This window comes from Fictibacillus halophilus (assembly GCF_016401385.1).
GTDB lineage: Bacteria > Bacillota > Bacilli > Bacillales > Fictibacillaceae > Fictibacillus > Fictibacillus halophilus.
In genome coordinates this window covers 3,350,977-3,376,042 of sequence record NZ_JAEACF010000001.1, presented here as the reverse complement: position 1 = coordinate 3,376,042, position 25,066 = coordinate 3,350,977, and the positions used below count along the sequence as shown (strand labels likewise).

The following is a 25,066-nucleotide window of genomic DNA, read 5'->3' as shown; positions in this document are numbered from 1 at the left end:
TTATTTTATATTCCAGCCATTTTCAAGTTCGAGGCGATCAGAGGCTCTCTTTTTTAACGTAGAGGCAGAAAGAGGAGATAGATAGATCGTTTTATCTGTAATGATTACGGATTTTGCAGCATTTCCGCTTAAATCGGTCAATGTCTGATTGTTCTCATGCTTTTTAAGAAACTCCTTTGCTAACTCAGAAGCCTTTAACGCATTGATATCCAATATCGCCAGCACATCTTTTGAATGAATAACTTCTTCATCACCTAAATGCAAAAGCAATGTCCTCACCTCATTTCAAACGTTCTATAGAGCCTGCATGAACTTTGTAAGTCGCGGCTTTCTCGAGTGTTTCGTGGTGTATCCCTTCCACACTAGTCGTTGTAACAAAGGTTTGTACTTTACCTTGAATCGTATTTAAAAGATGTGATTGTCTGAAATCGTCTAGTTCAGATAACACATCATCCAACAATAGTATCGGGTATTCCCCGACTTCTGAATGAATCAGATCAATCTCAGCGAGCTTCAAAGAAAGAGCAGTCGTTCTCTGTTGTCCTTGAGATCCGAATGTCTGCACGTCTTTTCCGTTCACTGAAAAAAGCAGATCGTCCCGATGAGGACCAAATAAAGAAGTTCCTCGGTCAATCTCTTTTTCTTTTATTTTACCAAACTTCAGATGAAACGCTTCTATCATTTTCGACAAGTCGAGCTCATCACATACCTCTATAGTCGGTTTGTAATGAATTTTTAAAGTTTCCAACCCTCTGGATATCCCGTGATGGATCGGTTCTGCCCAACTTTGAAGCTTCTCCATGTATTTCAGGCGTTTCAACGTCACTCTGGCTGCTTTATCAATAAGCTGTTCGGTTAAGATCTCGAGCATCGTCATGTTCTGCTGACTTTTGTTGCGGTACATCTCTCTTAATAAAGAGTTTCGCTGAGATAAAATCTTTTGGTACACAGATAGGTCATTTAAATAAACGGCGTTAACCTGTCCGATTTCCATGTCAATAAAACGACGACGCACCTGTGGACTGCCTTTTACAAGATTAAGATCCTCAGGTGCAAACATAACCACATTTAGATGTCCAACGTAATCGGTTAACCGACGTTGTTCAATGCGGCTGATTTTCGCTTTTTTTCCTTTTTGTGAGATGACGAGACTTAAATCAAAAGAACTGTTTCTCTTTTTGATGCTACCCTCTATTTTAGCATATTCTTCGTCCCAAGATATCAACTCTTTATCTTTTGCTGTTCGATATGATCGTGCCATGGCCAAAACATAGATAGATTCCATGACATTTGTTTTTCCTTGTGCATTCTCACCTAGAAAAACGTTGACCTTATTCTCGAACTCCAGAGACTGTTCTTTATAGTTTCTGTAATTCCTAAGCTGAAGCTTTTCAATATGCAAAGGGATACCCCCTATTCCGTTGTTACCTTAAACTCTCCTACTTCTGGAATGGACACGACATCACCCGCATATAGTTTCTTACCTCGGCGTGTTTCATGTTCTCCGTTCACAAGAACTTCATGTTCTGCTAAATACCATTTTACCATTCCTCCCGATTGGATGACATCGGTAGTTTTCAACAGTTGTTGAAGGGTGATGAATTCGGTGTTGATCTTTACGTTTTCCATTTTTAAAAAACCTCCTGGTTGTTTCTCTTGTGTGTTTGAAAGGTTGATCTGCGTTCCAGGTTGCTCGCTTTCCGCGGGGCAGGCGGTGAGCCACTTGCCGCTATGCGCCATTAAGTGTCTCACCTGACCGCTTGTCCCGCAGGAGTCTCGCACCTTCCACTCCGATCAATATTCGATGATGTGAAATAAACAAAAATTCAAAATTAAAATCCAAAAATCTGTTAGTGAAAATATTAGTAAAAACATGTCGCTCTTACTAGTTTCTCCAAAAAACGTTGGACTTAGAAAGAAAAGAAAGCCACCGGTGATTCCGGCAGCTTTATATTTTAGTAAGTTCTTACAGGCAAGATTAATTGTCGGATCGAATCGTCTGATACGGGTTGGATCAGGAACGGTCTCATCGCACCTGTGAACAGGATGCTGATCTCTGTGCAGTCCATAACTTTTAGAGCTTCCATCACATATTTTGCGTTGAATGAGATCTTTAGCTCTTCCCCTTCAATCTCCTCTGCGATCATGTGTTCAAATACTTTACCGATCTCTGGAGAATTTGAAGAAAGTTCGATTGTTTGGTTATCGAGTGTTGCTAGTTTCACGACGTTGTTTCTTCCTTCTCTCGCTAATAAAGAAGCACGGTCGATCGCTTGTAAGAATTCTTTTGTCTTCAAGACGAAAGTTGTTTTGCTCTCTGAAGGAATCAGCTTTGATGTATCTGGATAGTTGCCGTCTAATAATCTTGAGAACAATAAGATATTTTTTGCTTTGAACAAGATCTGATTGTTCGTTACAACGATTTGAACTTTTTCAGCATTCTCATCAAGAATCTTTGAAAGTTCGTTCAAACTCTTTCCAGGAATTACGACGTTCTGAAAAGAAAGCTCTTCACTTTGAGAATCGATCGGCATTTTACGTTCAGCCAAGCGATGACTATCTGTTGCAATACAGTTTAGAACACCGTCAGATAACGTCCAGTTGACACCTGTTAAGATAGGGCGTGTTTCTGAGGTGGACACCGCAAAGACAGTTTGGCGAATCATTGCTTTTAAAAGATCACTCTGAATTTCAAAGACTAAGTTCTCTTCAATTTGCGGTAATCTAGGGTATTCTTCAGGATCTAATCCTAAAAGGCTGAATTCAGAAGCGCCTGAGCGAAGAGTCGTTTCAAAACGCTCACCTACTTCAATCTCAACAGAATCATTCGGAAGTTTTTTAACGATCTCTGAAAAATAACGAGCTGGAAGTACAACACTTCCTTCTTGCTTCACTTCGATATGTACAAGATCTCCTTCTTCAACCGGTATCAGTCGTTCAATTGAAATATCAGAATCACTACCAGTCAGATGAACACCGTCATATGTCACTTCCATTTTGATTCCCGTTAGAATTGGAATTGTCGTTCTAGAGGATACAGCTTTCATTACATCTTGAACAGCTTCGATCAACTGGTTTAATTGAATCTTAACTTTCATTATTTTGCCCCCCTGATATTTATTAAAATCTTTTAAAAAAATAGTAGTAATAGTACTAGGCGCTGTGAATGTGTGGATAACCCTATAAAACAAAGATAGAACAGCCTATCCACATGTGGACAGACTGTGTATAAAGTAACTGCAGTTATTCACAGTATTCAGTGTGCTTATTTAATTCGATTTCAGCTGATCGTGAATTTCTTGCACTTTTCTCTGTAAAACATGATCAGTAATCAGCATTGTCGAAATCTTTTCATGAGCATGAAGAACCGTTGTATGATCACGACCACCAAATTCCTCACCGATTTTAGGTAAAGAATTATCCGTTAGTTCACGAGAAAGATACATCGCGATCTGTCTAGGAAAAGCAACAGATTTTGTTCGTTTCTTTGCCGTAAAATCTTCTAACTTCACATTGTAATGCTTACCAACTACTTCTTGTATATGATGAATGGTCAAAGTTCTTGGCTTTGCAGAAGGAATAATGTCTCGAAGCGCTTCTGCTGCAAGATCTGCATTCATATCTTGGTTAATGAGAGAAGAATAAGCGACTACACGAATGAGTGCTCCTTCTAGTTCTCGAATGTTCGTATCAATTTGATTAGCGATATAAAGCATCACTTCGTTTGGAATATCAAGGCCTTCTGCTTTCGCTTTTTTACGCAGAATTGCGATACGCGTTTCTAAGTCAGGAGGTGTAATATCCGTAATAAGTCCCCATTCAAAGCGGGAACGAAGTCTGTCTTCTAATGTCGGAATCTCCTTTGGAGGTCGATCACTAGAGATGACAATCTGTTTACTTTCTTCATGAAGTGCATTAAACGTATGGAAAAATTCCTCTTGCGTTTGTTCTTTTCCTGCAAGGAACTGAATATCATCTATTAAAAGCACGTCCACGCTGCGAAATTTGTTGCGAAACTCAACGGTTTTATTGTCACGAATCGAGTTGATGAACTCGTTCGTAAATTTTTCTGACGACAGGTAAACAACCTTCGCCCCAGGATTATGTTCCAATACATAATGGCCGATCGCATGCATTAAATGCGTTTTTCCTAAACCAACGCCCCCGTATATAAATAGCGGATTATAAGCTTTTGCTGGTGCTTCAGCAACAGCTAATGAAGCGGCATGAGCAAAACGGTTTCCTGAACCGATAACGAATCGGTCAAACGTATATTTTGGATTCAACATACTTTGAGAAACTTCTTCGTGAGGCTCATTTGCTGCTTTTGGGGCTTTTTTCATTGAAAGTTCCAGATCTAAGTCTAGTTCTGTCTGATTTTGTGGAATGATGAACTTTACGTCAAGTGCTGCTCCTGTTACGTCCAGCAGCGTCTCAGAAATGATACCTGCATATCTGGATTCCAGCCAGTCACGGGCAAACTCATTTGGCGCAGTAATTACGAGCGTATCATTTTGTAATGCATGTGCCGTTGTTGATTTTAACCAAGTCTCAAAGCTAGGCTTACTGACTTTTGTTTCGATCGCAGCAAGTGCTTTGGACCATAGGTCGTTTATGTTTTCCAACCAATTTACCCCCCTTATCTCTTTCGAATCATCCTATTTCAGCAGTCATTTCCCTGTTGTATAAGAATTGTACACCCAGTGAATACCTATGAATAAAAATAAAAAGTCCACACCTTATGTGAATGATAATTAATATAGTAGATAATAGGATTATGAACAGTAAAACCTTGTCTGTGGACAACTTTTATAACAGCTTTTGAAACCTGTCCACAAGTTTATCCACAGGTTGTGAATAACTTTATTGGTGGTGCAGGTTGTTAACGAGTTAAAACACAACTAGCATATCAAAAATAATCAGGCTTGGCAACGAGTTATTGTTACTTATCCACAACGCCCATACCTTGTGTAGAAAAGTTGTCCACAACACTAGATTTTGTGTAAAACGTGTCGATAATTGGTGTGGATAATGAAAACCATGTCGAAAAAGATGTCCACAGGTTAGGTCATGAAGATTTTGGTGAAGTTTGTAGAAGGATTAAATGGAGCTATTGTTGTCCTGTGATAAATTGAGGAGCTGTGGTCGACGTCAGCTCTGCAAGCTTAGACTTGATTTTTAACAGACAGAGGGATTAGCTTTTATTTCTTTTATTAACTTCTTTAGTTTGTTGATTGGAGTGAAAGGTGCGAGACTCCTGCGGGACAAGCGGTCAGGTGAGACACTTAAGGGCGCAAAGCGGCAAGTGGCTCACCGCCTGCCCCGCGGAAAGCGAGCAGCCTGGAATGGAAATCAACTACTTTCAAGAACTACACAAGCATTTTGAAACAGAGATCATCCACTTTCAAAGGCAAAAAACTTGCAAAAAATCATAAACTTAAAATCCAGCTTGACAAATTTATGGGTCAGTCATTATACTTTATTAGACTGTCTTTTATAAGAGATATCCTCAGGGAGGTGTAATATACATGAAACCTACATTTCAACCAAACAACCGTAAGCGTAAGAAGGTACATGGTTTCCGTGCACGTATGGCTACTAAGAACGGTCGTAAAGTTCTAGCTCGCCGTCGTCAAAAGGGAAGAAAAGTGTTATCCGCATAGGCCACTGACATCAGTGGTCTTTTTTTACTTTTATAGAGAGAATTTTGCTCACTCCGAGTCAGTATTTTCTGTACGAGGTCGTTTTTTCGAAGTTAAAGGTTTTATATGAACAAAACAGGCCGATACTGGGTGATGATCGCAACAAAAAGACTTTGGAATGAGATTGCATAATTGATGGAGTGTTAAATGAATGAAGAAAGAACAACGCATCAAAAAAAATGAGGAATTTCAAGAAGTCTTCAAAAAAGGAAAATCAACGGCTAATCGCCAATTTGTAATATACAGTTTAAGAAAAGAAGATCAGTCTGTTTTTCGAATCGGTCTTTCTGTTAGCAAGAAAGTTGGAAAAGCCGTTACGAGAAACAGAATTAAACGATCGGTTAAAGAAATCTTCCATAAATATAGTGAACAGCTTCTTTCAGGCAGGGATTACGTGGTTATCGCGAGAATACCTACTGCTAATATGGACTTTCACGAGATGGAAAAAAGTCTGCTTCATGTTTTGAACAGAGCGAACGTATTAAAAAAGAGGGTGTAAGAAAAATGAGGTCCTTATTTATAGGGATTATTCGTTTTTACCAGCTATGGATTTCTCCGCTAACACCGCCTTCATGCCGCTTTTATCCTACTTGCTCACATTACGGCATAGAAGCTTTCAGGCGTCACGGTGTTTTTAAAGGAATGTGGCTAACTTTTGTCAGAATTTCTAAGTGCCATCCTTTTCATCCCGGAGGCGTTGACCTCGTGCCTGAAAAAAGAGACAATAAATAATTGAGATAAGATTTATGATTTTAAGGAGGATAAGAGTTTGCGTAAGAAAATAGGTTTACTGATTGCCCTTTTCGCACTCATGGCTGTCCTATCAGGTTGTGGGACGATGGATCCCATCACAGAAGACAGAACCGGAATTTGGGACACATATTTTGTATATCCGTTATCATGGTTGATCACATACTTTGCGACCTTAACTGGTGAAAACTACGGATTAGCGATCATTATCGTTACGTTGATCATCCGTACTGCGCTTCTTCCATTAATGATTAAGCAAACACGCAGTTCAAAAGCGATGCAAGAGATCCAACCTGAAATTCAAAAGCTTCGTGAAAAGTACAAGTCGAAAGATGCGAACACTCAACAGAAATTACAGCAAGAAACGATGGCGTTATTCCAGAAAAACGGAGTTAACCCGCTTGCTGGTTGTTTACCTTTATTGATTCAAATGCCAATTCTTTTAGGTTTTTACCACGCGATCATGCGTACGGGTGAAATCGCAAACCATAATTTCCTATGGTTTGACTTAGGAGATCCGGATCCATTTTATATCTTACCGTTAGTAGCTGGTTTAACGACATTCTTACAACAGAAGATCATGATGGGTGGAATGGACAATCCAAACCCGCAGATGAAGATGCTTTTATACATCATGCCAGTTATGATCGTTGTATTTGCGATTAATTTCCCAGCTGCACTATCTCTATATTGGGTGATCGGTAACATATTCATGATTGGACAGACATATTTCATTACGACCCCAATGAAAAAGAAAGAAAACCAAGTTGATGGGGGAGCTAAAAAGTGAAAAAGGTACAGGTAACAGGGAAAACGGTTGAAGAAGCAGTAGCAGCAGCACTAGAACAACTTCAGACTTCAAAAGATCAAGTAGAGATATCCGTTCTTGAAGATTCCAAAAAAGGTTTCTTTGGACTTGGCGGGAAGCCAGCAGTTGTTGAAGTAACAGTGAAAGCTGATCCTGTTAAATCCGCGATCGACTACCTCGAGGATGTTACATCCAAAATGGGAGTGCCCGTTACCATCACACAGCGACAGGAAAATGATCATCTTGTGCTGGATTTATCCGGTGACAAAATTGCGATTTTAATTGGAAAACGTGGACAAACGCTTAATGCGCTACAGCTTTTAACGAATATGGTTGCAAACTCAGATCCTGCAAGCAAGCATGTGAAAATTGTGCTTGATGCTGAAAACTATCGTACCAGAAGACAAGAATCACTCGAACGTTTGGCCGAGCATTCTGCACAAAAGGTGTTTTTTACAAAGAAAAGCTTTGCTTTTGAGCCGATGCCTGCTAACGAACGAAAAGTGATTCATTTAGCACTCAAAGAAAACAGAGATGTTGAGACGACGTCTGAAGGGGTAGAACCTTTTCGTAAGGTAGTAATCCGCCCGACGTCCTCAAGCAAAAGATAAAAAAGCTTCAGAGGTTTATCCTCTGAGGCTTTTTGTTTGCCTCATCTAACAGCCACTGCTGTTGAGCGGATCGACGAGCACATTTAAGGTCGGTATTATAGGCTGATTTCAGCCACGTTTTCTTTACTGTGAGCACATTATGCGATACACTATTTTTTATTGTGGATATTTATGTCCATTTTTACTTAACCCTTATCACAGCAACGGATTAAGGCCATACTAAAGGTAATTTTATATAGAGCGTAAGAAAGAGGAAAGCCGAGGTGAACAACAATGGAATTTGATACGATTACAGCGATCTCCACTCCAATGGGAGAAGGAGCGATTGCGATCGTTCGTTTGAGCGGACCTGAAGCAGTAGCCATTGCGGATAAAGTCTATAGTGGGACAAAACGTCTCGCTGAGGTTGATACACATACGATTCATTACGGAAAATTGATCGATCCGAAACTCGATCAAGCGGTAGAAGAAGTGATGATCAGCGTCATGCGTGCACCACGAACGTTTACGCGGGAAGATGTTGTTGAGATCAACTGTCACGGAGGCTTAGTTTCTGTGAACAGAGTCCTTCAATTGATTCTTCAGCAGGGAGCGCGCTTAGCGGAACCAGGAGAATTTACGAAGCGAGCTTTCTTAAACGGCAGGATCGATCTATCTCAAGCGGAAGCGGTCATGGATTTGATTCGAGCGAAGACAGACCGTGCGATGAACGTTGCCCTCAACCAGATGGAAGGTCGTTTATCTTCACTTGTTATGCGTCTTAGACAAACGCTATTAGAAACGATCGCCCATGTAGAAGTGAACATCGATTATCCAGAGTATGACGCAGAAGAGATGACTCATTCTTTATTGAATAACAACCTTCTCACTGTGAAGAAAGAAGTAGAATCCATTTTGCAGACGGCAAGCCAAGGAAAGATCCTTCGTGAAGGGTTGTCTACGGCGATCATCGGAAGACCGAATGTAGGTAAGTCGTCACTCATGAATGCACTCGTTCACGAGAATAAAGCGATCGTTACGGATATAGCGGGAACGACACGCGACGTTATTGAAGAGTACGTGAACGTAAGAGGCGTTCCGTTAAGACTGGTTGATACAGCAGGAATTCGTGAGACAGAAGACATCGTGGAAAAGATCGGTGTTGAGAAATCACGTAAAGTCTTAAAAGAAGCAGATCTGATCTTGCTTGTTATCAATGGGAACGAAGCGCTCTCGCTTGAAGATGAGAACTTGTTTCGTGCAGCTGCGGGATTAGATAAGATCGTCATTATCAATAAAACAGATCTTGAATTGAAAGCAGATATGGATCGAATAAAGGAACTTGCAGAGAATTCACCTGTTATCTCAACATCTTTAGTCAAAGAAGAGGGAATAGATGAACTAGAGCAAGCGATCGCAAACCTGTTCTTTGCAGGCGGCATCGAAGCGCAAGACTTAACATATGTATCGAATTCTAGGCATATCGCACTTCTGCAGCAGACGATTCATCATATCGATGAGGCACTGGGCGGTATTGAAGCGGATCTACCTATAGACATGGTACAGATCGATATTACAAGAGCTTGGGAGATACTCGGAGAAATCGTAGGAGATACGGTTTCAGAGAGTCTGATCGATCAATTGTTCTCTCAATTCTGTTTAGGAAAATAAAAAAAGGAGGTAAAAACGATGGGATATAAAGCAGATACGTTTGATGTGATCGTTGTAGGTGCTGGACATGCCGGTGTTGAAGCGGCACTTGCTTCTGCACGTATGGGCGCTAAAACGTTATGTTTAACACTGAACCTAGATACAGTTGCCTATATGCCGTGTAATCCGTCCGTTGGTGGACCGGCTAAAGGGATCGTCGTTCGTGAAGTCGATGCACTTGGCGGAGAGATGGCACGTAACATCGACAAAACACATATTCAAATGCGTATGCTGAACACAGGAAAAGGTCCGGCGGTACGTGCGCTGCGCGCGCAAGCGGATAAATATCTGTATCAGCATGAAATGAAAAAAACGATGGAAAACACAGAGAACCTTACGTTACGTCAAGGGATGGTAGAGCGTCTGATCATCGAAGACGGTGAATGTAGAGGGGTTATTACAAAAACCGGAGCTGAGTACGCGGCAAAAGCGGTCGTACTTACTACAGGAACGTACTTAAGAGGGAAGATCATCATCGGAGAGCTTGCTTATGAGAGCGGACCGAACAACATGGCTCCTTCTATCAACTTGTCTTATCATCTGCAAGAGTTAGGCTTTGATATGGTACGTTTCAAAACAGGAACACCGCCGCGCGTGAACAGCAAGACGATTGATTATTCAAAAACAGAAATTCAGCCTGGTGATGATGTACCTCGTGCTTTTTCTTATGAAACCACCGAGTACATCACAGATCAGCTTCCTTGCTGGCTAACTTATACTGGTGACGAAACGCATCAGTTGATCAACGGAAATCTTCATCGTTCACCGATGTATTCTGGCATGATAGAAGGTACTGGACCGAGATATTGTCCATCGATCGAGGATAAAATCGTACGATTCAATGATAAGCCAAGACATCAGATCTTCTTAGAGCCTGAAGGACGCAACACAGAAGAAGTATACGTTCAAGGTCTTTCTACGAGTCTTCCGGAAGATGTACAGAAGCGAATCTTAGCAACGATTCCTGGTCTTGAAAAAGCAGAGCTGATGCGTGCAGGATATGCGATTGAGTATGATGCGATCGTGCCTACACAACTTTGGCCATCTCTTGAAACAAAACGCGTGAATGGTCTTTTTACAGCAGGACAGTTGAACGGAACGAGCGGATATGAAGAAGCAGCGGGTCAAGGACTCATGGCGGGAATCAACGCTGCGTTAAAAGTTCAAGATAAAGAGCCTCTTGTGCTTGATCGTTCAGAAGCGTACATCGGAGTATTGATTGACGACTTAATCACAAAAGGAACGAACGAACCGTATCGCCTTCTAACATCGCGTGCAGAGTACCGTTTACTTCTTAGACACGACAACGCAGATCTGCGCTTAACGAAAAAAGGTCATGAAATCGGACTGATACCACAAGATCGTTACGAACGCTTTGAAGAGAAGAAAGCATTAATTGCGCAGGAAATAGATCGACTCGAGCATGTTTCGATCAAACCGAGTGAAATGGTGCAGCAAGTTCTTGCAGAGTCACAATCGACTTCATTAAAAGAACCGATGTCTGCTGCAAGCTTGTTAAAGCGTCCTGAAATCACATATCCGGTCATTCATAAACTCGTGCCAGCAGAAACAGCATTACCAGAGACGGTAATGGAGCAGGTTGAGATTCAAGTGAAATATTCAGGATATATCGATAAACAGCTCGCACAAGTTGAAAAGATGCGCAAGATGGAAAATAAAAAGCTTCCGGTAGATCTTGATTACATGGCAATCAATGGACTAGCGACAGAAGCAAAACAAAAACTTCACGAAGTTCGGCCTCTTTCTGTCGGGCAGGCATCACGTGTATCAGGGGTAAACCCAGCAGACATCTCCATTCTGTTGATCTATCTCGAACAAGGTAAACTGGCGAAGATCGCCCGTTGAGGGGGAACGTGAAAATCATGAATATAGAATTGTTTCAAACTTCCTTAAAGGAAAAGGGAGTCGAATTATCAGAAAAGCAGCTTTCACAGTTCGAAACGTATTTTAACCTGCTTGTTGAGTGGAACGAAAAAATGAATCTTACAGCGATCACGGAAAAAGAAGAAGTTTATCTGAAACACTTTTATGATTCTGTGACGGCAGGTTTTTATTTTGATTTTAATCAAAACATCACGGTGTGCGACGTGGGGGCTGGAGCAGGATTTCCGGCAATCCCACTGAAGATCGCTTTTCCAGAGATCAAGCTAACTGTTGTTGATTCTCTGAATAAACGCATCGGCTTTTTGCAGCACGTGGTTGATGAACTTGGTTTAGAAGAAGTGTCTCTGTATCATGACCGTGCAGAAACTTTTGCTCACCGTCCAGAGTTTAGACAGACGTTCGATCTTGTGACAGCTCGTGCGGTTGCTAGACTATCTGTACTATCTGAACTCTGTTTACCACTTGTGAAAGTGGGTGGACATTTCTTAGGAATGAAAGGCGCTAACCTTCCTGAAGAAGTAAAAGACGGAGAAAAAGCAGTCAAACTTTTAGGCGGCAAAGTAAAAGATATTCATTCGTTCTTATTGCCGATCGAAGAGAGTGAACGCAATATCATTGTGATTGATAAAGTTAAAGAAACACCAAAGAAGTTTCCGCGTAAACCAGGTACGCCAAACAAGTCTCCTATTTCATAATCTTATGCTGTGTTTCTGTGTGAAACACAGCTGTTACATAAAAGAAAGATTTTTACAGACTTGCAGGATTATTGAACTAGAGAGAAGAATTAGTTAACAGGCAGATTACAAAAGGTGGTGTATTCGCATGAAGCATCCTTTTTCACGTTTATTCGGCATCGGCGAAAAGAGCCAGCAAACCTTAGATCCAGAACCAGCTGAAAAAAACGACAACGAAGAAGTACTTCAACTTCCGGTTCAAAGAATCATACCCAACCGGTTTCAGCCTCGTACGGTTTTTATAGATGAACGAATTGAAGAGTTATCACAGACGATTGAAGCTCACGGAATCATCCAGCCCATTGTTGTTCGAGGTATAGGCGACGACAAATACGAGCTGATCGCGGGCGAACGTAGGTGGCGTGCTGTCCAAAAGCTCGGGTGGGAAAAGATTCCTGCCATTATTAAAGAGATGGACGACTCTCAAACGGCCTCTGTAGCTCTTATTGAGAACCTTCAGCGAGAAGAGTTGACCGCTATTGAAGAAGCGATGGCGTATGCTAAGCTTCTAGAATTGCACGGACTTACACAAGAAGGCCTTGCTCAAAAGTTAGGCAAAGGTCAGTCTACCATTGCGAATAAGCTTCGTCTGTTAAAGCTTCCGCAGTCTATTCAAGATGCCCTTTTGCAGAAAAAAGTAACAGAACGTCATGCTCGTGCATTGATCGTTTTGAAGTCTCCTGAAAAGATGGAGGCCGTTCTTCAAGAGATCATCGAAAAGCAATTGAATGTAAAGCAAACAGAAGAACGTGTGAAACGAATGATCGAATCTGAGACAGCGGAAAAGAAACCTCAGTCACGCCGTAAATCCTATAGCAAAGATATGCGACTAGCGATCAATACGGTAAGACAGTCGGTTGACATGGTCGTGCAAAGCGGACTATCTATCGATACAGAAGAAGAAGAGCATGAGGAGTTCTATCAGTTCACGATTCGCATTCCTAAGAAATAAAGAAAAGGCCATCAGCTTGAATGGGAGCTGGTGGTTTTTTTTGTTGGTTTGATGGTGCTGGGGGCAGGCTGAAATGGAGTGGGTGTGGGGTATATGGCAATCAGCAATTGTCGATTATTGTAGACTCGCGGATAAATGGTAAGAATTCGCGGAATTATAGCCAAAACTCGCGGGATTAAGTCGGAAATTTCCTGAATCGATACAAGAATTTCAGGGATTCTTAGGGAAAATACCCCGCTCCGTATAATGACCAACCAGCTTTAAGAGCCAAACTTCCCCTTCGTTGACTTTTTTCAGCTTAAATTCCTGCAGTGGCTGGATTTTAGAAGCAATCAGTAGAGAACCGGACAAAATAAATCCTTATTTTTCTATAATTCCGTACGTCATTTTATTTTCTTCATGATAGAATAATAGATAATGAATGTTTTTAAGTGAGGTAGGTGACAACGTGGCCAAGACCATTGCAGTAGCCAACCAGAAAGGCGGAGTCGGAAAAACGACTACGTCGGTCAACCTTGGTGCATGCTTAGCATATTTCGGTAAAAAAGTATTGCTCGTAGACATAGATCCTCAAGGGAACGCAACAAGTGGTGTGGGAGTAGATAAAGGGGATATTGACCAATGTATCTACAACGTTCTTGTCGAGGATGTGGAAGTAAAAGATGTGATCGTCGAGACCATCTGTGAAGGTTTACATATCCTCCCTTCGACGATACAGCTTGCTGGAGCTGAGATTGAACTCGTACCCACGATTTCTCGCGAAGTTCGGTTAAAGAGGGCGTTAGAAAAGGTAAGTTCAAATTATGATTTTATTATCATTGATTGCCCGCCATCATTAGGGCTGCTTACCATTAATTCATTAACAGCCTCCGACTCAGTCATCATACCTGTTCAGTGCGAATATTACGCACTAGAAGGATTAAGCCAGCTTTTAAACACAGTACGACTTGTACAAAAGCATTTAAATACTGATTTGATGATTGATGGTGTACTGCTCACCATGCTCGATGCACGTACAAACTTAGGTATTCAAGTCATTGAAGAAGTAAAAAAATATTTTCAAGATAAAGTGTATGAAACCATCATACCAAGAAACGTTAGACTATCAGAAGCGCCGAGTCACGGGAAACCGATCATCATCTACGATCCAAAATCCCGAGGTGCTGATGTTTATTTAGATTTTGCGAAGGAAGTGATCGGCATTGGTGAAAGGGTTAGGTAAAGGGCTGCATGCCTTCTTTCCGCCAACAGAAGCAGGGGAAGAAGAGCAGATAAAAGAAGTCAGTATATCAGAGCTAAGGCCAAATCCGTATCAGCCCAGAAAAGTTTTTGACCAAAAAGCCATTGAAGAACTAAAAGAATCCATTATCGAACATGGCATTCTTCAACCCATTGTTGTACGGAAAAGTATCAAAGGATTTGAAATCGTTCTAGGTGAAAGACGATTCCGCGCAGCTTCAGAAGCTGGATTGAAAGTAATCCCTGTAATCGTAAAAGATTATGACGAACAAAAAATGATGGAAGTTGCTCTTATTGAGAACTTGCAACGTGAAGATTTGAACCCTGTTGAAGAGGCTCAAGCGTATCAGAAGCTGATGGAACACTTAAAACTCACGCAAGAAGAGTTAGCATCTCGAGTTGGAAAGAGCAGACCTCATATCGCAAACCATATTCGTTTGCTTCAGCTTCCAAAACCTGTTCTTGAACTCTTATCCAATGGACAATTATCAATGGGGCATGGACGTGCATTGCTTGGCCTTAAGAAAAAGACAAAAATGCAGCCAGTCATTGAACGGGTATTGAATGAAAACTTAAACGTGAGACAGCTTGAAAAGTTAATTTCTGATATTAATTTGAATGTTTCACGTGGAACAAAGAAAAAAACAGTACCAGCGAACGTTTTCTTCCAGGAAAAAGAATCTTCTCTCCGTGATCGTTTTGGTACTTCTGTTTCGATTAAGAAATCAAAACGAAAAGGGAAGATCGAGATCGAATTCTTTTCACAAGACGATTTAGAGCGCATTTTAGAGCTGTTAGAAAAGTAAGCAGAAAACCATCGCTAAGGTGGTTTTCTTTTTTGCTATTTCTTTAAGAGTTTGTGTCACTAAAAGCTTCTAAATTTGTGTTTTAAAATGCACCATTGAAGTTGATTGGAGTGCAAGATGCGAGACTCCTGCGGGAAGGGAGCGTCTGGAACGGAGATCAACCACTTTCAAAGCTAAAGTATAAACGAGAGTAAGCATCTTGAATCTAGCTCATTAAATGGTTAGTGATGACCTACTTAGATAGGAGAGCATAAAAAAATGTCACTGTTAGGTACGATAGTTAACGGTATTGCAATTATTGCAGGAAGCTTTTTAGGACTGTTTTGGACAAATATTTCTGATCGTTATAAAGATACGATCTTACAAGCGATGGCTCTGGCTGTTACGATTTTGGGAATCGGAATGGGGCTGAAGAGCGAGCAGTTCTTAATCGTGATCGCAAGCTTAGCGGTCGGCGGCGCTCTAGGTGAGTGGTGGAATCTTGAAGAGCGATTGAACGCGATCGGTAAGTGGCTCGAGACGAAGGTAGGAAAACAAGATAAGGGCTCAGTTGCAACCGGTTTTGTAACAGCTACACTCGTTTTTGTTGTAGGAGCTATGTCGATCGTAGGTGCGCTCGATAGCGGCCTTAGACAACAGCATGATGTTCTGTATACAAAAGCGTTGATCGATGGATTCTGTGCGATCCTATTTACTTCTACGCTTGGCATCGGTGTTATGTTCTCTGCTATACCGGTCGTTTTATATCAAGGAGTGATCGCCTTGATGGCTACACAGATCGATCGCTTCGTTTCTCAAGAATTAATGGATGCTTTAATTGTAGAGATAACTGGAACGGGTGGCATCATGATCGTTGCGATCGGACTGAATTTGCTTGGCATTGCTAAAATTCGAGTCGCAAATCTTCTGCCAGGTTTACTCATCGCAACAATTCTAGTGTGTATCGTTGAAAAATGGGAAAGCATATTAGCGTTCTCGCAAGGATTGATGTAAAAAAAGCCGCTTCTATTTTGATATTAGAAGCGGCTTTTGCTATTGAATTTTATAAATGTCTTGTGAACGAGATTCTGTGCTTGCTATCATGTTTTTTTGTTGAATCTTTTTACGTAAACAAGCCATATGAAGAGAATCAGCAATCAGATCAGCCATCTTCATTACAATGCTGAGTCGTGTGTTTTGAAGGACGAAGTATTCCATAAATCCACTAACGTTGACGATACCTGTAATGTGCATATCACCAACAGGCGGAAGCTGTTTGTTAACGCCAGCTCCTGGTTTAACAGGACCATCGTTGATCGAAACCATGCCAACGTGGTTTAATCGGCCTAAGCAAGCATCAATTCCTATAACAAAAGCACCTGGATGCTCGGTCGCAATCATCTTTAACTTTTCTTCTAGATTCACCGCATGAACGGGGTCATCTAGTGTGCCGTACACGAAGAACGGGAATGTATCTTTGTTGTGCAATTTTGTACCAACAAGAGGTCCTAATGCATCGCCTGTCGATCTGTCTGTTCCTATACAGACAACGACAACTGGCTGATGAGTTGATTCCGGAAGCATAGGTAAAATTTGTTCGGTGATTCTGAGCATCGCTTCCTTGTCTTCGTGGTGCAATTTATATTGAATGGGTTTCCCTAATCCCAGCTTCCGTTTGAGGAACATGACATCCTCTCCTTTATAATGGTTCTACTAGTATACGGAAGAATTCCTTTTCTTATACATGGTAGAATACAATAATCACAGACTTTTGTTTAAAGTCTATACCCGTTTCACGTGCACTCGTAACTCTAGAAGTTTTTCTCAAAAACAGATCACATATTTACATTTGATATTCTCAGCAAAAGCTGATTAAATAATTTCATAATCAAAGAGAGGAAGATGATCCATTGGCAGGTGCTAACTTACCGGAAACTGCAGAAAAAGCTGTCACATTTTTTTCCGATAAAGAATGGTGGACAGGCATTGCTACTACGAGCGTAAAGATCGTAGGAATCATAATACTCGCAATTATTTTCAAATATATCGTAAAAGCAGCGATTGCTAATGTTTTTAAAGTTCGACTGAAATCTCCTCTACGTTTAAGTGAGAGAAGAGAGAACACGCTATTTAGACTGTTAGATAATGTTGCTTCTTATGTTATTTATTTTGTAGCGATCTTGACCATATTAACGGAGTTCGGTGTAGATATTAAAGCGATTCTTGCCGGTGCCGGAGTGGTTGGACTAGCGATTGGTTTTGGTGCCCAAAGTCTTGTAAAAGATATCATTACAGGCTTCTTCATTATCTTCGAGAACCAGTTCTCTGTCGGAGACACGGTACGGATCACAAACTTTGAAGGAACCGTTGAAGAAATTGGATTAAGAACGACAAAAATTAAAAGCTGGACAGGAGAATTGCATATCCTGCCGAATTCGTCTATCACAGAAGTTACGAATTTTTCTGTTCATAACAGCATCGCAGTCGTTGACTTGAGCATTGCTTATGAAGAGGATATCGATAAAGCTCAAAAAATTATTGAGGATGTAGTGAAAAACGCTAAGCCGAACTATCCTGAGATGGTTAAAGAACCAGAAGTATTAGGTGTTCAGATGCTTGGTGCATCAGAAGTTGTAATCCGTGTAACAGCAGAGGTGCTTCCGATGACACACTTTAAGATCGCACGTGAACTTCGTAAAACGTTAAAACATGAACTTGAAGTAGCAGGGATCGAAATTCCATATCCTAAAATGGTCACGTATCAAAAAGAACCAGTTCCAAAAGAAAATAAATAAGGGAGAGCTGAAAGATGCAGCAAAAAGAATTTCAACTTCACGATGAAGTAGAAATGAAAAAACAGCATCCATGTGGAACGAATCGTTGGAAAGTGATTCGGATGGGTGCTGATATTAGGATTAAATGTATGGGCTGTCAGCATAGCGTGATGCTGCCAAGAGCTGAATTTGCTAAAAAAATTAAGAAGGTCTTATCCTCTCCAGGAGAGTAACAATTCCTGTTTCACGTGAAACAAAAAACACGCGAACGAATTTCCGAAAATGATTAAACGTTTGAACCGGGTTACACGACCCGGTTCTTCTTGTTTTTTAAGATGATAAAACCTATAATTGGGAAGGATATTTTTTTATTAGAATGAAAAGTCTTAGGTTTTCTAAGCTTTATATAAAACAGAGGAGTGAATGAACAGTGGCTCTTACAACTGGAATCGTTGGTTTACCGAACGTTGGTAAATCCACATTGTTTAACGCTATTACACAAGCAGGTGCTGAATCTGCAAACTATCCGTTCTGTACGATTGATCCGAACGTTGGGATCGTTGAAGTACCTGACAACCGTCTTCAAAAATTAACAGAGATGGTACAGCCGAAAAAAGTAGTTCCTACAACTTTTGAATTTACAGATATCGCTGGAATCGTAAAAGGTGCGAGCAAAGGAGAAGGATTAGGAAACAAATTCTTATCTCACATCCGTCAAACAGATGCGATTCTTCAGGTTGTTCGTTGTTTTGATGATGAAAACATCACGCACGTTCACGGAAAAGTGAATCCGATCGATGATATTGAAGTAATCAACCTTGAGCTGATTTTTGCTGATCTAGAGTCAATCGATAAGCGTGTTGCACGTGTTGAAAAGCTTGCAAAGTCTAAAGACAAAGAAGCTGTAGCTGAGTTTGCTGTTCTTTCAAAGATTAAAGAAGCTCTTATGCAAGAACTTCCTGCACGCAGTGTTGATCTGACGCCTGAAGAGAAGAAGATTGTTCACACGATGCACCTTCTTACAATGAAGCCGATCCTTTACGTTGCTAACGTAAGTGAAGATGAGCTTTTAGAAGGAACGAACGAGCACGTTGAAGCGGTAAAAGAATATGCGGCTCGTGAAAATGCTGAAGTTATCGTAATTTGTGCAAAAGTTGAAGAAGAAATCGCAGAGCTTGATGGCGACGAAAAGATGGCATTCTTAGGTGAGCTAGGTATTGAAGAAGCGGGTCTTGATAAATTGATCCGTGCTTCTTATTCACTCCTAGGTCTAGCTACTTACTTTACAGCGGGTGTTCAAGAAGTACGTGCTTGGACGTTCCGTAAAGGCATGAAGGCTCCTGCTTGTGCGGGAATCATTCACACGGATTTTGAAAGAGGATTTATCCGTGCAGAGATTGTAGCTTATGATGACCTGATGGCTGCAGGAAACATGGCAGCTGCTAAAGAAAAAGGTAAAGTTCGTCTTGAAGGTAAGGAATATGAGATGAAAGATGGAGATGTTGTTCATTTCCGTTTTAATGTTTAATAAAAGACTGCTGTGAAAAGGTTGATTTCCGTTGCAGGTGCTTCGCTTTCCGCGGGGCAGGCGGTGAGCCCCTTACCGCTTCGTGCCATTAAGGGTCTCACCTGACCGCTTGTCCCGCAGGAGTCTTGCACCTTACACTCCATTCAACTAGTCAGTGAAGTTTTTAAAAAAAATCAATTCAAATGCATTTTTTAATACAACCTAAGTAATATAGAAAATCGAAGGAAAAGCAATCGCTTTTCCTCTTTTTTATGCTTTCTCTTAAGAGATGCTTGTTTTATGCAAGATGTTTTGATATAATTCTTTATTGTGAGTTAATTGTCAACAAATCTTGTTATGATGATTTTCTCCTTGCCCTTAAATATTTGTTTTTGGGCCGCTTAGACCAAAAGGAGGTGAACGGAATGAAAAAGTACGAAATTATGTACATCGTCCGTCCGAATATCGAAGAGGAAGCTCTTAAGGCAACGAAAGAGCGTGCGAAAAGCATCCTAACTGACAACGGTGCGGAGATCGCGAACGAAAAGGAAATGGGTAAAAAGCGTTTAGCTTACGAAATCAATGACTTCCGCGATGGATATTACACGCTATTGGAAGTTAACGCTCCAAACGAAGCGATTAATGAATTCGACCGTCTTATGAAGATCAACGAAGATGTTCTTCGTTTCATGACAATCGTAGACGAAAGAAATTAATCCTTTAAGGAGTGGTTCTGAATGCTAAATCGAGTAGTACTGGTGGGACGTTTAACAAAAGACCCAGAATTAAAGTACACTCCAAACGGTGTGGCTGTTGCTAATTTCACACTTGCTGTCAATCGACCTTTTTCGAATCAGCAAGGTGAGCGCGAAGCAGATTTCATTAACTGTGTCGTATGGCGTAAGCCCGCTGAAAATGTAGCGAACTTCTTGAAAAAGGGATCGCTTGCAGGAGTGGATGGACGTTTGCAAACTCGTTCTTACGAGAACCAGCAGGGTCAAAGAGTGTATGTTACTGAAGTAATGGCAGAAAGTGTTCAATTCCTTGAACCTAAAAACGCTAATGCTGGAGGCCAGCAATATCAAGGCAACAGCAACAACTTTGGTGGACCATCAAATGACCGCGGATTTGGGCAGCAAAATCAGAACCGCAGCTATGGAAGTGACAACGGCTTTGGAGGACAGCAACAACAGCAGAATCCAAAACGTAATAACTTCAACGATGACCCGTTTGCAAATGATGGCACGCCAATCGACATCTCTGATGACGATTTGCCATTTTAAACTAACGTAAACTATGAATCGGAATATATAAAATAAATCTAAAGGAGGGGACCAACTATGGCTGGACGTCGTGGTGGACGCCAAAAGCGTCGTAAGGTTTGTTTCTTCACTGTAAACAAAATCACTTACATCGACTACAAGGACACTGATCTTTTAAAGCGTTTCGTTTCTGAGCGCGGTAAGATTCTTCCTCGTCGTGTAACTGGTACATCTGCTAAATATCAACGTCAATTGACTCGTGCGATCAAACGCTCTCGTCATATGGCATTGTTACCATATGTATCTGAATAAGATCGTTTAAAGAGCGCAGCTGGGTTTTCCTGGCTGCGTTTTTTGTGATAATAGAAGGTTGCAGGCGCGTCGACTTTTGTCGAGGATTGTAGACTTGCGGATAAAAGACTAAAACTCGTGGATAAACAGCTAAAACTTTAGGATTCAGGTATAAAATTCGTGGATTGGACCTCAAAATTTTTGGATTCCTCTTCATGTCCCTTGAAAAATCGGCTGCGAAAGGACCGAACCCCCTGTATTGAATCACCGTAGTAGCTTCCAAGGCTACCCCAATCACTTTTTCACACAAAATCTCCCTAAAAACAGGTGTATTCCCCTTAAATTCGACCCAATACTCAACAACCTTCCATAATTTGTTTACTTCGCTTCAAGTACGTCTATGCTAGAATTATCGTTTAAGTTGAATTACGGTGGTTATGTCACTACAATTAGAACATATGAAGAATTTTATGAGGTGAATCATGCGCAATACTAAAGTATTGGTGGAAGGTGCCGTTGTTTCGGGCATTTATACGCTTCTTTTTTTGATCAGTATGTACATACCGTTATTTAGCTTGGTCTCGTTATTTATTTTGCCGCTTCCGTTTATCATCTACTTGTACCGGCAAGATCTTAAAGCGGGTTTGCTTTTATGGGCGGTCACGTTTGGTGTTTCATTAGCATTTGCGGGGCTTAACGGTATTATTGTCACCCTGTTTGCTGGTTTGACTGGAATCGTGATGGGGGAACTTTATAGAAGAAAAAAACCCGCGTTTGCGGTTCTGCTCGGTGCGAGTCTGTCTAACATTGTGAACATGTTAGGAACGCTCGCTATCGCTCAAGTATTCATGGGCATCAATTTTGTAAAAGAATTAGAGACTCAGTTTCAAAGTGCGATAGGAACAGCAGAAGATTTTTATAAATCGGGTGGACAAGATCCTACCCAGATTGAAAGATTTAAAGAGCAGGCAGAATTGATCCCGATGATGCTTCCGACATATATTATTGGAGGAGCTGTCATCCTTGCCTTCTTAACGCATATCGCCGCAAGAATGCTGATGAAAAGAATGCGTTATGATGTGCCATCGTTCCCTCCATTTCGTGAGTGGAACCTGCCAAAATCGTTTTTGTGGTATTATATTATAGCGATTGTTTTAACATTTAGTATGCCTGAAAAGGGTACGTCTTTATATATTGTAACGATAAATTTGTATATGATATTATCGTTTGTACTTATATTACAAGGTTTCACAGTTATTTTTTATTATGCCTGGATAAAGAATTGGAAGAGAAAAAGAATCATATTGTTGATTATACTCTTGTTTTTACTGAACTCTTTCCTGCCGATTCCTCTGGAAGTCGTTAAATTCTTAGGTATAATTGATTTAGGATTTATGATCAAAAAACGGTTGAAACCAAAACAGTAGGAGCTGAAAGTATGCCAAAGTTTTTACTAAAACGGTGGCATGGTTATCCCGTCATCGCCTTATTTGTAACTTCTGTTGTTCTGGTAAGCATCATCACGTATTTTCATTGGATGATCGGAATGGCAGGCTTCGTGCTGCTAGGTGGTTTGTTTTATTATGCCATGAAAGCCGAAGCTAGTTTTCAAGAGGAGCTGGGCGATTATATTTCTACGCTTTCTCACCGCTTAAAGAAGGTGGGAGAAGAAGCGTTGATGGAAATGCCGATCGGGATTATTTTGTATGATGAGGATTTTAAGATCGAATGGGCGAATCCATACATGGGATCCCTAATTGAAGAAGAGTCCTTTATCGGCCATTCTCTAAACCATGTTTCAGAAGAACTGATTCCTTATATCAAGAGTGATGCGAAGGAAGAAGTTATAAAGATCAATACACATAGATTTCAAGTGAACTTTAAAAAAGAAGATAGACTGCTTTACTTTTTTGATGTAACCGAGCAGTTAGATCTTGAGCGTTTGTACGATGAAGAACAAACGGTCATGGCGATTATCTATCTCGATAACTATGAAGAAGTAACGCAAGGACTAGATGACCAGTTTCGTTCTACGATCAACTCAAAAGTGACGTCTGTGTTGAATGAATGGGCGAACGTACACGGCATCTTCCTTAAACGAACGTCTTCGGAGCGGTTTTTAGCTGTATTTAACCAGCGCATCCTTTATGAGTTGGAGAAAAATAAGTTTAGCGTACTAGATGAGGTTAGAGAATCAACAGCTAAGCAGAATATCTCCCTTACGCTCAGTATTGGGGTTGCGGCGGGAACATCGTCACTTCCTGAGCTAGGACAGCTGTCTCAATCGAGTCTAGATCTTGCTCTTGGACGCGGAGGCGACCAAGTTGCGATCAAGCAGACGAATGGAAAAGTACGTTTCTATGGAGGGAAAACAAATCCTGTTGAAAAACGTACCCGCGTACGTGCTCGCGTCATCTCACATGCATTGAGTGAATTGGTGGCAGATAGTGACAAGGTCATCATCATGGGGCATAAGAATCCGGATATGGACTCCATCGGTTCTGCAATCGGGATCTTAAAGGTCGCTCAAGTGAATGGAAAAGACGGGTATATCGTACTCGACCAAGCCAATATCGACATCGGCGTTCAGCGCTTGATGGATGAACTAAAAGAAACAGAATCGATCTGGAAGTTCTTTATCTCGCCTGAGGAAGCGCTGGAGCTCGCATCGCGAGATACACTTTTAGTCGTAGTTGATACACATAAACCGACGATGGTTATTGAAGAAAAACTGTTATTCAAGCTTGATCATGTCGTGGTCATCGATCACCATCGCCGTGGTGAGGAGTTCATTAAAGATCCGGTGCTTGTGTACATGGAGCCATATGCTTCATCTACAGCTGAGCTTGTAACCGAACTACTCGAATACCAGCCGAAGCGATTGAAGATGCGTATGCTTGAAGCAACAGCCCTTCTTGCGGGTATTATCGTTGATACGAAGAGTTTCACCCTCAGAACAGGATCTCGTACGTTTGATGCTGCATCTTATTTAAGAGCGCATGGTGCAGACACGATCCTTGTTCAAAAGTTTTTAAAAGAAGATTTAAACACGTATACAAGACGTTCGAAGCTCATTGAGAGTGCGGATGTTTATAAAAAAGGCATCGTAATTGCCAAGAGCTCTCCTGAGGATGCATACAATCAAGTAGTCATCGCTCAGGCGGCAGATATACTATTAACCATGAACGGGATTCAAGCATCCTTTGTTATTGCAAATCGCATTGACGGCAGAGTAAGCATCAGTGCTCGTTCACTTGGGGACATCAACGTGCAGATGATCATGGAGAGACTGGAAGGCGGAGGACATCTTACAAACGCGGCCTGCCAGATTGAAAACAGCTCGATTGATGAAGCGGAAATACATTTAAAACGTATTATTGATGAGTATATTGAAGGGGGAGAAGAGGAATGAAAGTAATTTTTCTTCAAGATGTAAAGGGTAAAGGCAAAAAAGGCGAAGTTAAGAACGTTTCTGAAGGCTATGCACGTAACTTCTTATTTCCGAAGAACTTAGCTTCAGAAGCTACGTCAGGCGCTATGGCAACACTTCAAGGCCAACAGAAGAGCGAAGAGAAGAAGCAACAAGCTCAATTAGAAGAGGCTGAAGCGTTAAAAGCAAAACTTGCTGAGATGACCGTTACGATTAAAACGAAAACAGGTGAAGGTGGCCGCGTTTTCGGATCTGTGACAAGTAAACAGATTGCTGATGGCTTGAAAGAGCAAGGAATTAAGATCGATAAGCGTAAGATCGAGCTTGCTGAGCCGATTAAAGCACTTGGTTACACGAATGTTTCGATTAAGGTGCACCAACAGGTTACGGCAACTGTAAAAGTACACGTAACAGAAGAATAAAAAGCCGGGTTTTCCCGGTTTTTTTGCGGGGATAGAAAGCGTTGATCTCCGTTTCAGATGCTCGCTTTCCGGGGGGCTCACCTGTCCCGCTGATCCCCCAGGAGTCTCGCATCTTACACTCCGATCAACCTATACTTGGAGCCAAAAACCAAACTAATTTAAAGCTCTTAAACCATATACAAACCATTACTAGTGAAGAAAGGAG

General features: G+C 41.2%; 27 protein-coding genes. 21 read left to right on the top strand and 6 right to left on the bottom strand.

Going from position 1 to position 25,066, the window contains the following annotated elements; all coding sequences use genetic code 11:
* The 5 genes from remB to dnaA all read right to left on the bottom strand — a co-directional run bounded on the left by remB (position 1) and on the right by dnaA (position 4,625).
* Positions 1 to 270, bottom strand: a complete 270-nt coding sequence (remB, locus tag I5J82_RS17200) for an extracellular matrix regulator RemB (protein ID WP_198768848.1) — start codon at positions 268 to 270, stop codon at positions 1 to 3.
* Between the two features lie 10 nt (positions 271 to 280).
* A complete protein-coding gene (gene recF / locus I5J82_RS17195; protein ID WP_197195454.1) occupies positions 281 to 1,402 on the bottom strand; it encodes a DNA replication/repair protein RecF in 1,122 nt (373 codons plus the stop codon).
* Between the two features lie 11 nt (positions 1,403 to 1,413).
* The gene (gene yaaA, locus I5J82_RS17190) at positions 1,414 to 1,629 is read right to left on the bottom strand and encodes a S4 domain-containing protein YaaA (RefSeq protein ID WP_066399568.1); all 216 of its coding nucleotides are present in this window, start codon (positions 1,627 to 1,629) and stop codon (positions 1,414 to 1,416) included.
* Between the two features lie 326 nt (positions 1,630 to 1,955).
* Positions 1,956 to 3,098 carry a DNA polymerase III subunit beta gene (gene dnaN, locus I5J82_RS17185; RefSeq protein WP_198768847.1) on the bottom strand — a complete coding sequence of 381 codons (1,143 nt, stop codon included), beginning with the start codon at positions 3,096 to 3,098 and terminating at the stop codon, positions 1,956 to 1,958.
* Positions 3,099 to 3,269: 171 nt separating this feature from the next.
* Positions 3,270 to 4,625 (bottom strand): chromosomal replication initiator protein DnaA, encoded by a 1,356-nt coding sequence (gene dnaA, locus I5J82_RS17180; RefSeq protein WP_066399562.1) that lies wholly within the window; start codon positions 4,623 to 4,625, stop codon positions 3,270 to 3,272.
* Between the two features lie 903 nt (positions 4,626 to 5,528).
* Between dnaA and rpmH the strand changes: the two genes are divergently transcribed.
* The 12 genes from rpmH (at position 5,529) to I5J82_RS17120 (ending at position 16,189) form a co-directional block, all read left to right on the top strand.
* The gene (rpmH, locus tag I5J82_RS17175; protein WP_007201576.1) at positions 5,529 to 5,663 is read left to right on the top strand and encodes a 50S ribosomal protein L34; all 135 of its coding nucleotides are present in this window, start codon (positions 5,529 to 5,531) and stop codon (positions 5,661 to 5,663) included.
* 190 nt (positions 5,664 to 5,853) lie between these two features.
* Positions 5,854 to 6,201, top strand: a complete 348-nt coding sequence (gene rnpA, locus I5J82_RS17170) for a ribonuclease P protein component (protein WP_198768846.1) — start codon at positions 5,854 to 5,856, stop codon at positions 6,199 to 6,201.
* 5 nt (positions 6,202 to 6,206) lie between these two features.
* Positions 6,207 to 6,434, top strand: a complete 228-nt coding sequence (gene yidD / locus I5J82_RS17165) for a membrane protein insertion efficiency factor YidD (RefSeq protein ID WP_082861542.1) — start codon at positions 6,207 to 6,209, stop codon at positions 6,432 to 6,434.
* 37 nt (positions 6,435 to 6,471) lie between these two features.
* On the top strand, positions 6,472 to 7,242 hold the full coding sequence (spoIIIJ, locus tag I5J82_RS17160) for a YidC family membrane integrase SpoIIIJ (protein WP_137791320.1): 771 nt from the start codon (positions 6,472 to 6,474) through the stop codon (positions 7,240 to 7,242).
* On the top strand, positions 7,239 to 7,871 hold the full coding sequence (jag, locus tag I5J82_RS17155) for an RNA-binding cell elongation regulator Jag/EloR (protein ID WP_066399554.1): 633 nt from the start codon (positions 7,239 to 7,241) through the stop codon (positions 7,869 to 7,871). The genes spoIIIJ and jag overlap by 4 nt, the downstream gene beginning before the upstream one ends.
* 273 nt (positions 7,872 to 8,144) lie before the next feature.
* Positions 8,145 to 9,521 carry a tRNA uridine-5-carboxymethylaminomethyl(34) synthesis GTPase MnmE gene (gene mnmE / locus I5J82_RS17150; protein ID WP_198768845.1) on the top strand — a complete coding sequence of 459 codons (1,377 nt, stop codon included), beginning with the start codon at positions 8,145 to 8,147 and terminating at the stop codon, positions 9,519 to 9,521.
* Positions 9,522 to 9,539: 18 nt separating this feature from the next.
* Positions 9,540 to 11,426 (top strand): tRNA uridine-5-carboxymethylaminomethyl(34) synthesis enzyme MnmG, encoded by a 1,887-nt coding sequence (mnmG, locus tag I5J82_RS17145; RefSeq protein ID WP_198768844.1) that lies wholly within the window; start codon positions 9,540 to 9,542, stop codon positions 11,424 to 11,426.
* Positions 11,427 to 11,443: 17 nt separating this feature from the next.
* Positions 11,444 to 12,160, top strand: coding sequence for a 16S rRNA (guanine(527)-N(7))-methyltransferase RsmG (gene rsmG, locus I5J82_RS17140; RefSeq protein ID WP_198768843.1), 717 nt, complete (start codon positions 11,444 to 11,446; stop codon positions 12,158 to 12,160).
* A 127-nt stretch (positions 12,161 to 12,287) separates the two neighbouring features.
* The gene (gene noc / locus I5J82_RS17135; RefSeq protein ID WP_066399545.1) at positions 12,288 to 13,151 is read left to right on the top strand and encodes a nucleoid occlusion protein; all 864 of its coding nucleotides are present in this window, start codon (positions 12,288 to 12,290) and stop codon (positions 13,149 to 13,151) included.
* Positions 13,152 to 13,599: 448 nt separating this feature from the next.
* Positions 13,600 to 14,373 carry a ParA family protein gene (locus I5J82_RS17130; RefSeq protein WP_191755486.1) on the top strand — a complete coding sequence of 258 codons (774 nt, stop codon included), beginning with the start codon at positions 13,600 to 13,602 and terminating at the stop codon, positions 14,371 to 14,373.
* Positions 14,354 to 15,196, top strand: coding sequence for a ParB/RepB/Spo0J family partition protein (locus I5J82_RS17125; RefSeq protein WP_198768842.1), 843 nt, complete (start codon positions 14,354 to 14,356; stop codon positions 15,194 to 15,196). Before I5J82_RS17130 ends, I5J82_RS17125 begins: the two co-directional genes overlap by 20 nt.
* A 258-nt stretch (positions 15,197 to 15,454) precedes the next feature.
* The gene (locus tag I5J82_RS17120; RefSeq protein WP_198768841.1) at positions 15,455 to 16,189 is read left to right on the top strand and encodes a DUF554 domain-containing protein; all 735 of its coding nucleotides are present in this window, start codon (positions 15,455 to 15,457) and stop codon (positions 16,187 to 16,189) included.
* A gap of 39 nt (positions 16,190 to 16,228) precedes the next feature.
* Here the strand turns inward: I5J82_RS17120 and yyaC are convergent, their stop codons facing one another.
* A complete protein-coding gene (yyaC, locus tag I5J82_RS17115) occupies positions 16,229 to 16,861 on the bottom strand; it encodes a spore protease YyaC (protein ID WP_198768840.1) in 633 nt (210 codons plus the stop codon).
* Between the two features lie 224 nt (positions 16,862 to 17,085).
* On the opposite strand from yyaC, the gene I5J82_RS17110 reads away from it, so the two are divergent.
* The 9 genes from I5J82_RS17110 (at position 17,086) to rplI (ending at position 24,861) form a co-directional block, all read left to right on the top strand.
* Entirely contained in the window at positions 17,086 to 17,970 is an 885-nt protein-coding gene (locus tag I5J82_RS17110; protein ID WP_198768839.1) for a mechanosensitive ion channel family protein, read from the top strand.
* 14 nt (positions 17,971 to 17,984) lie between these two features.
* Positions 17,985 to 18,182 (top strand): DUF951 domain-containing protein, encoded by a 198-nt coding sequence (locus I5J82_RS17105; RefSeq protein ID WP_066244210.1) that lies wholly within the window; start codon positions 17,985 to 17,987, stop codon positions 18,180 to 18,182.
* A 197-nt stretch (positions 18,183 to 18,379) separates the two neighbouring features.
* Complete coding sequence (ychF, locus tag I5J82_RS17100) at positions 18,380 to 19,477, top strand: redox-regulated ATPase YchF (RefSeq protein WP_144696568.1); 1,098 nt, start codon at positions 18,380 to 18,382, stop codon at positions 19,475 to 19,477.
* Positions 19,478 to 19,881: 404 nt separating this feature from the next.
* The gene (rpsF, locus tag I5J82_RS17095) at positions 19,882 to 20,172 is read left to right on the top strand and encodes a 30S ribosomal protein S6 (RefSeq protein WP_066399533.1); all 291 of its coding nucleotides are present in this window, start codon (positions 19,882 to 19,884) and stop codon (positions 20,170 to 20,172) included.
* A 21-nt stretch (positions 20,173 to 20,193) separates the two neighbouring features.
* Positions 20,194 to 20,739: a single-stranded DNA-binding protein gene (gene ssb, locus I5J82_RS17090; RefSeq protein ID WP_066399530.1), complete on the top strand. Its 546-nt coding sequence runs from the start codon at positions 20,194 to 20,196 to the stop codon at positions 20,737 to 20,739.
* Between the two features lie 57 nt (positions 20,740 to 20,796).
* On the top strand, positions 20,797 to 21,030 hold the full coding sequence (gene rpsR, locus I5J82_RS17085; protein WP_066399523.1) for a 30S ribosomal protein S18: 234 nt from the start codon (positions 20,797 to 20,799) through the stop codon (positions 21,028 to 21,030).
* Positions 21,031 to 21,491: 461 nt separating this feature from the next.
* Positions 21,492 to 22,436: a YybS family protein gene (locus tag I5J82_RS17080; RefSeq protein WP_198768838.1), complete on the top strand. Its 945-nt coding sequence runs from the start codon at positions 21,492 to 21,494 to the stop codon at positions 22,434 to 22,436.
* Positions 22,437 to 22,447: 11 nt separating this feature from the next.
* Positions 22,448 to 24,421 carry a DHH family phosphoesterase gene (locus tag I5J82_RS17075; protein WP_198768837.1) on the top strand — a complete coding sequence of 658 codons (1,974 nt, stop codon included), beginning with the start codon at positions 22,448 to 22,450 and terminating at the stop codon, positions 24,419 to 24,421.
* On the top strand, positions 24,418 to 24,861 hold the full coding sequence (gene rplI, locus I5J82_RS17070; RefSeq protein ID WP_197132754.1) for a 50S ribosomal protein L9: 444 nt from the start codon (positions 24,418 to 24,420) through the stop codon (positions 24,859 to 24,861). Before I5J82_RS17075 ends, rplI begins: the two co-directional genes overlap by 4 nt.
* The last annotated feature ends 205 nt before the right edge of the window (positions 24,862 to 25,066 follow it).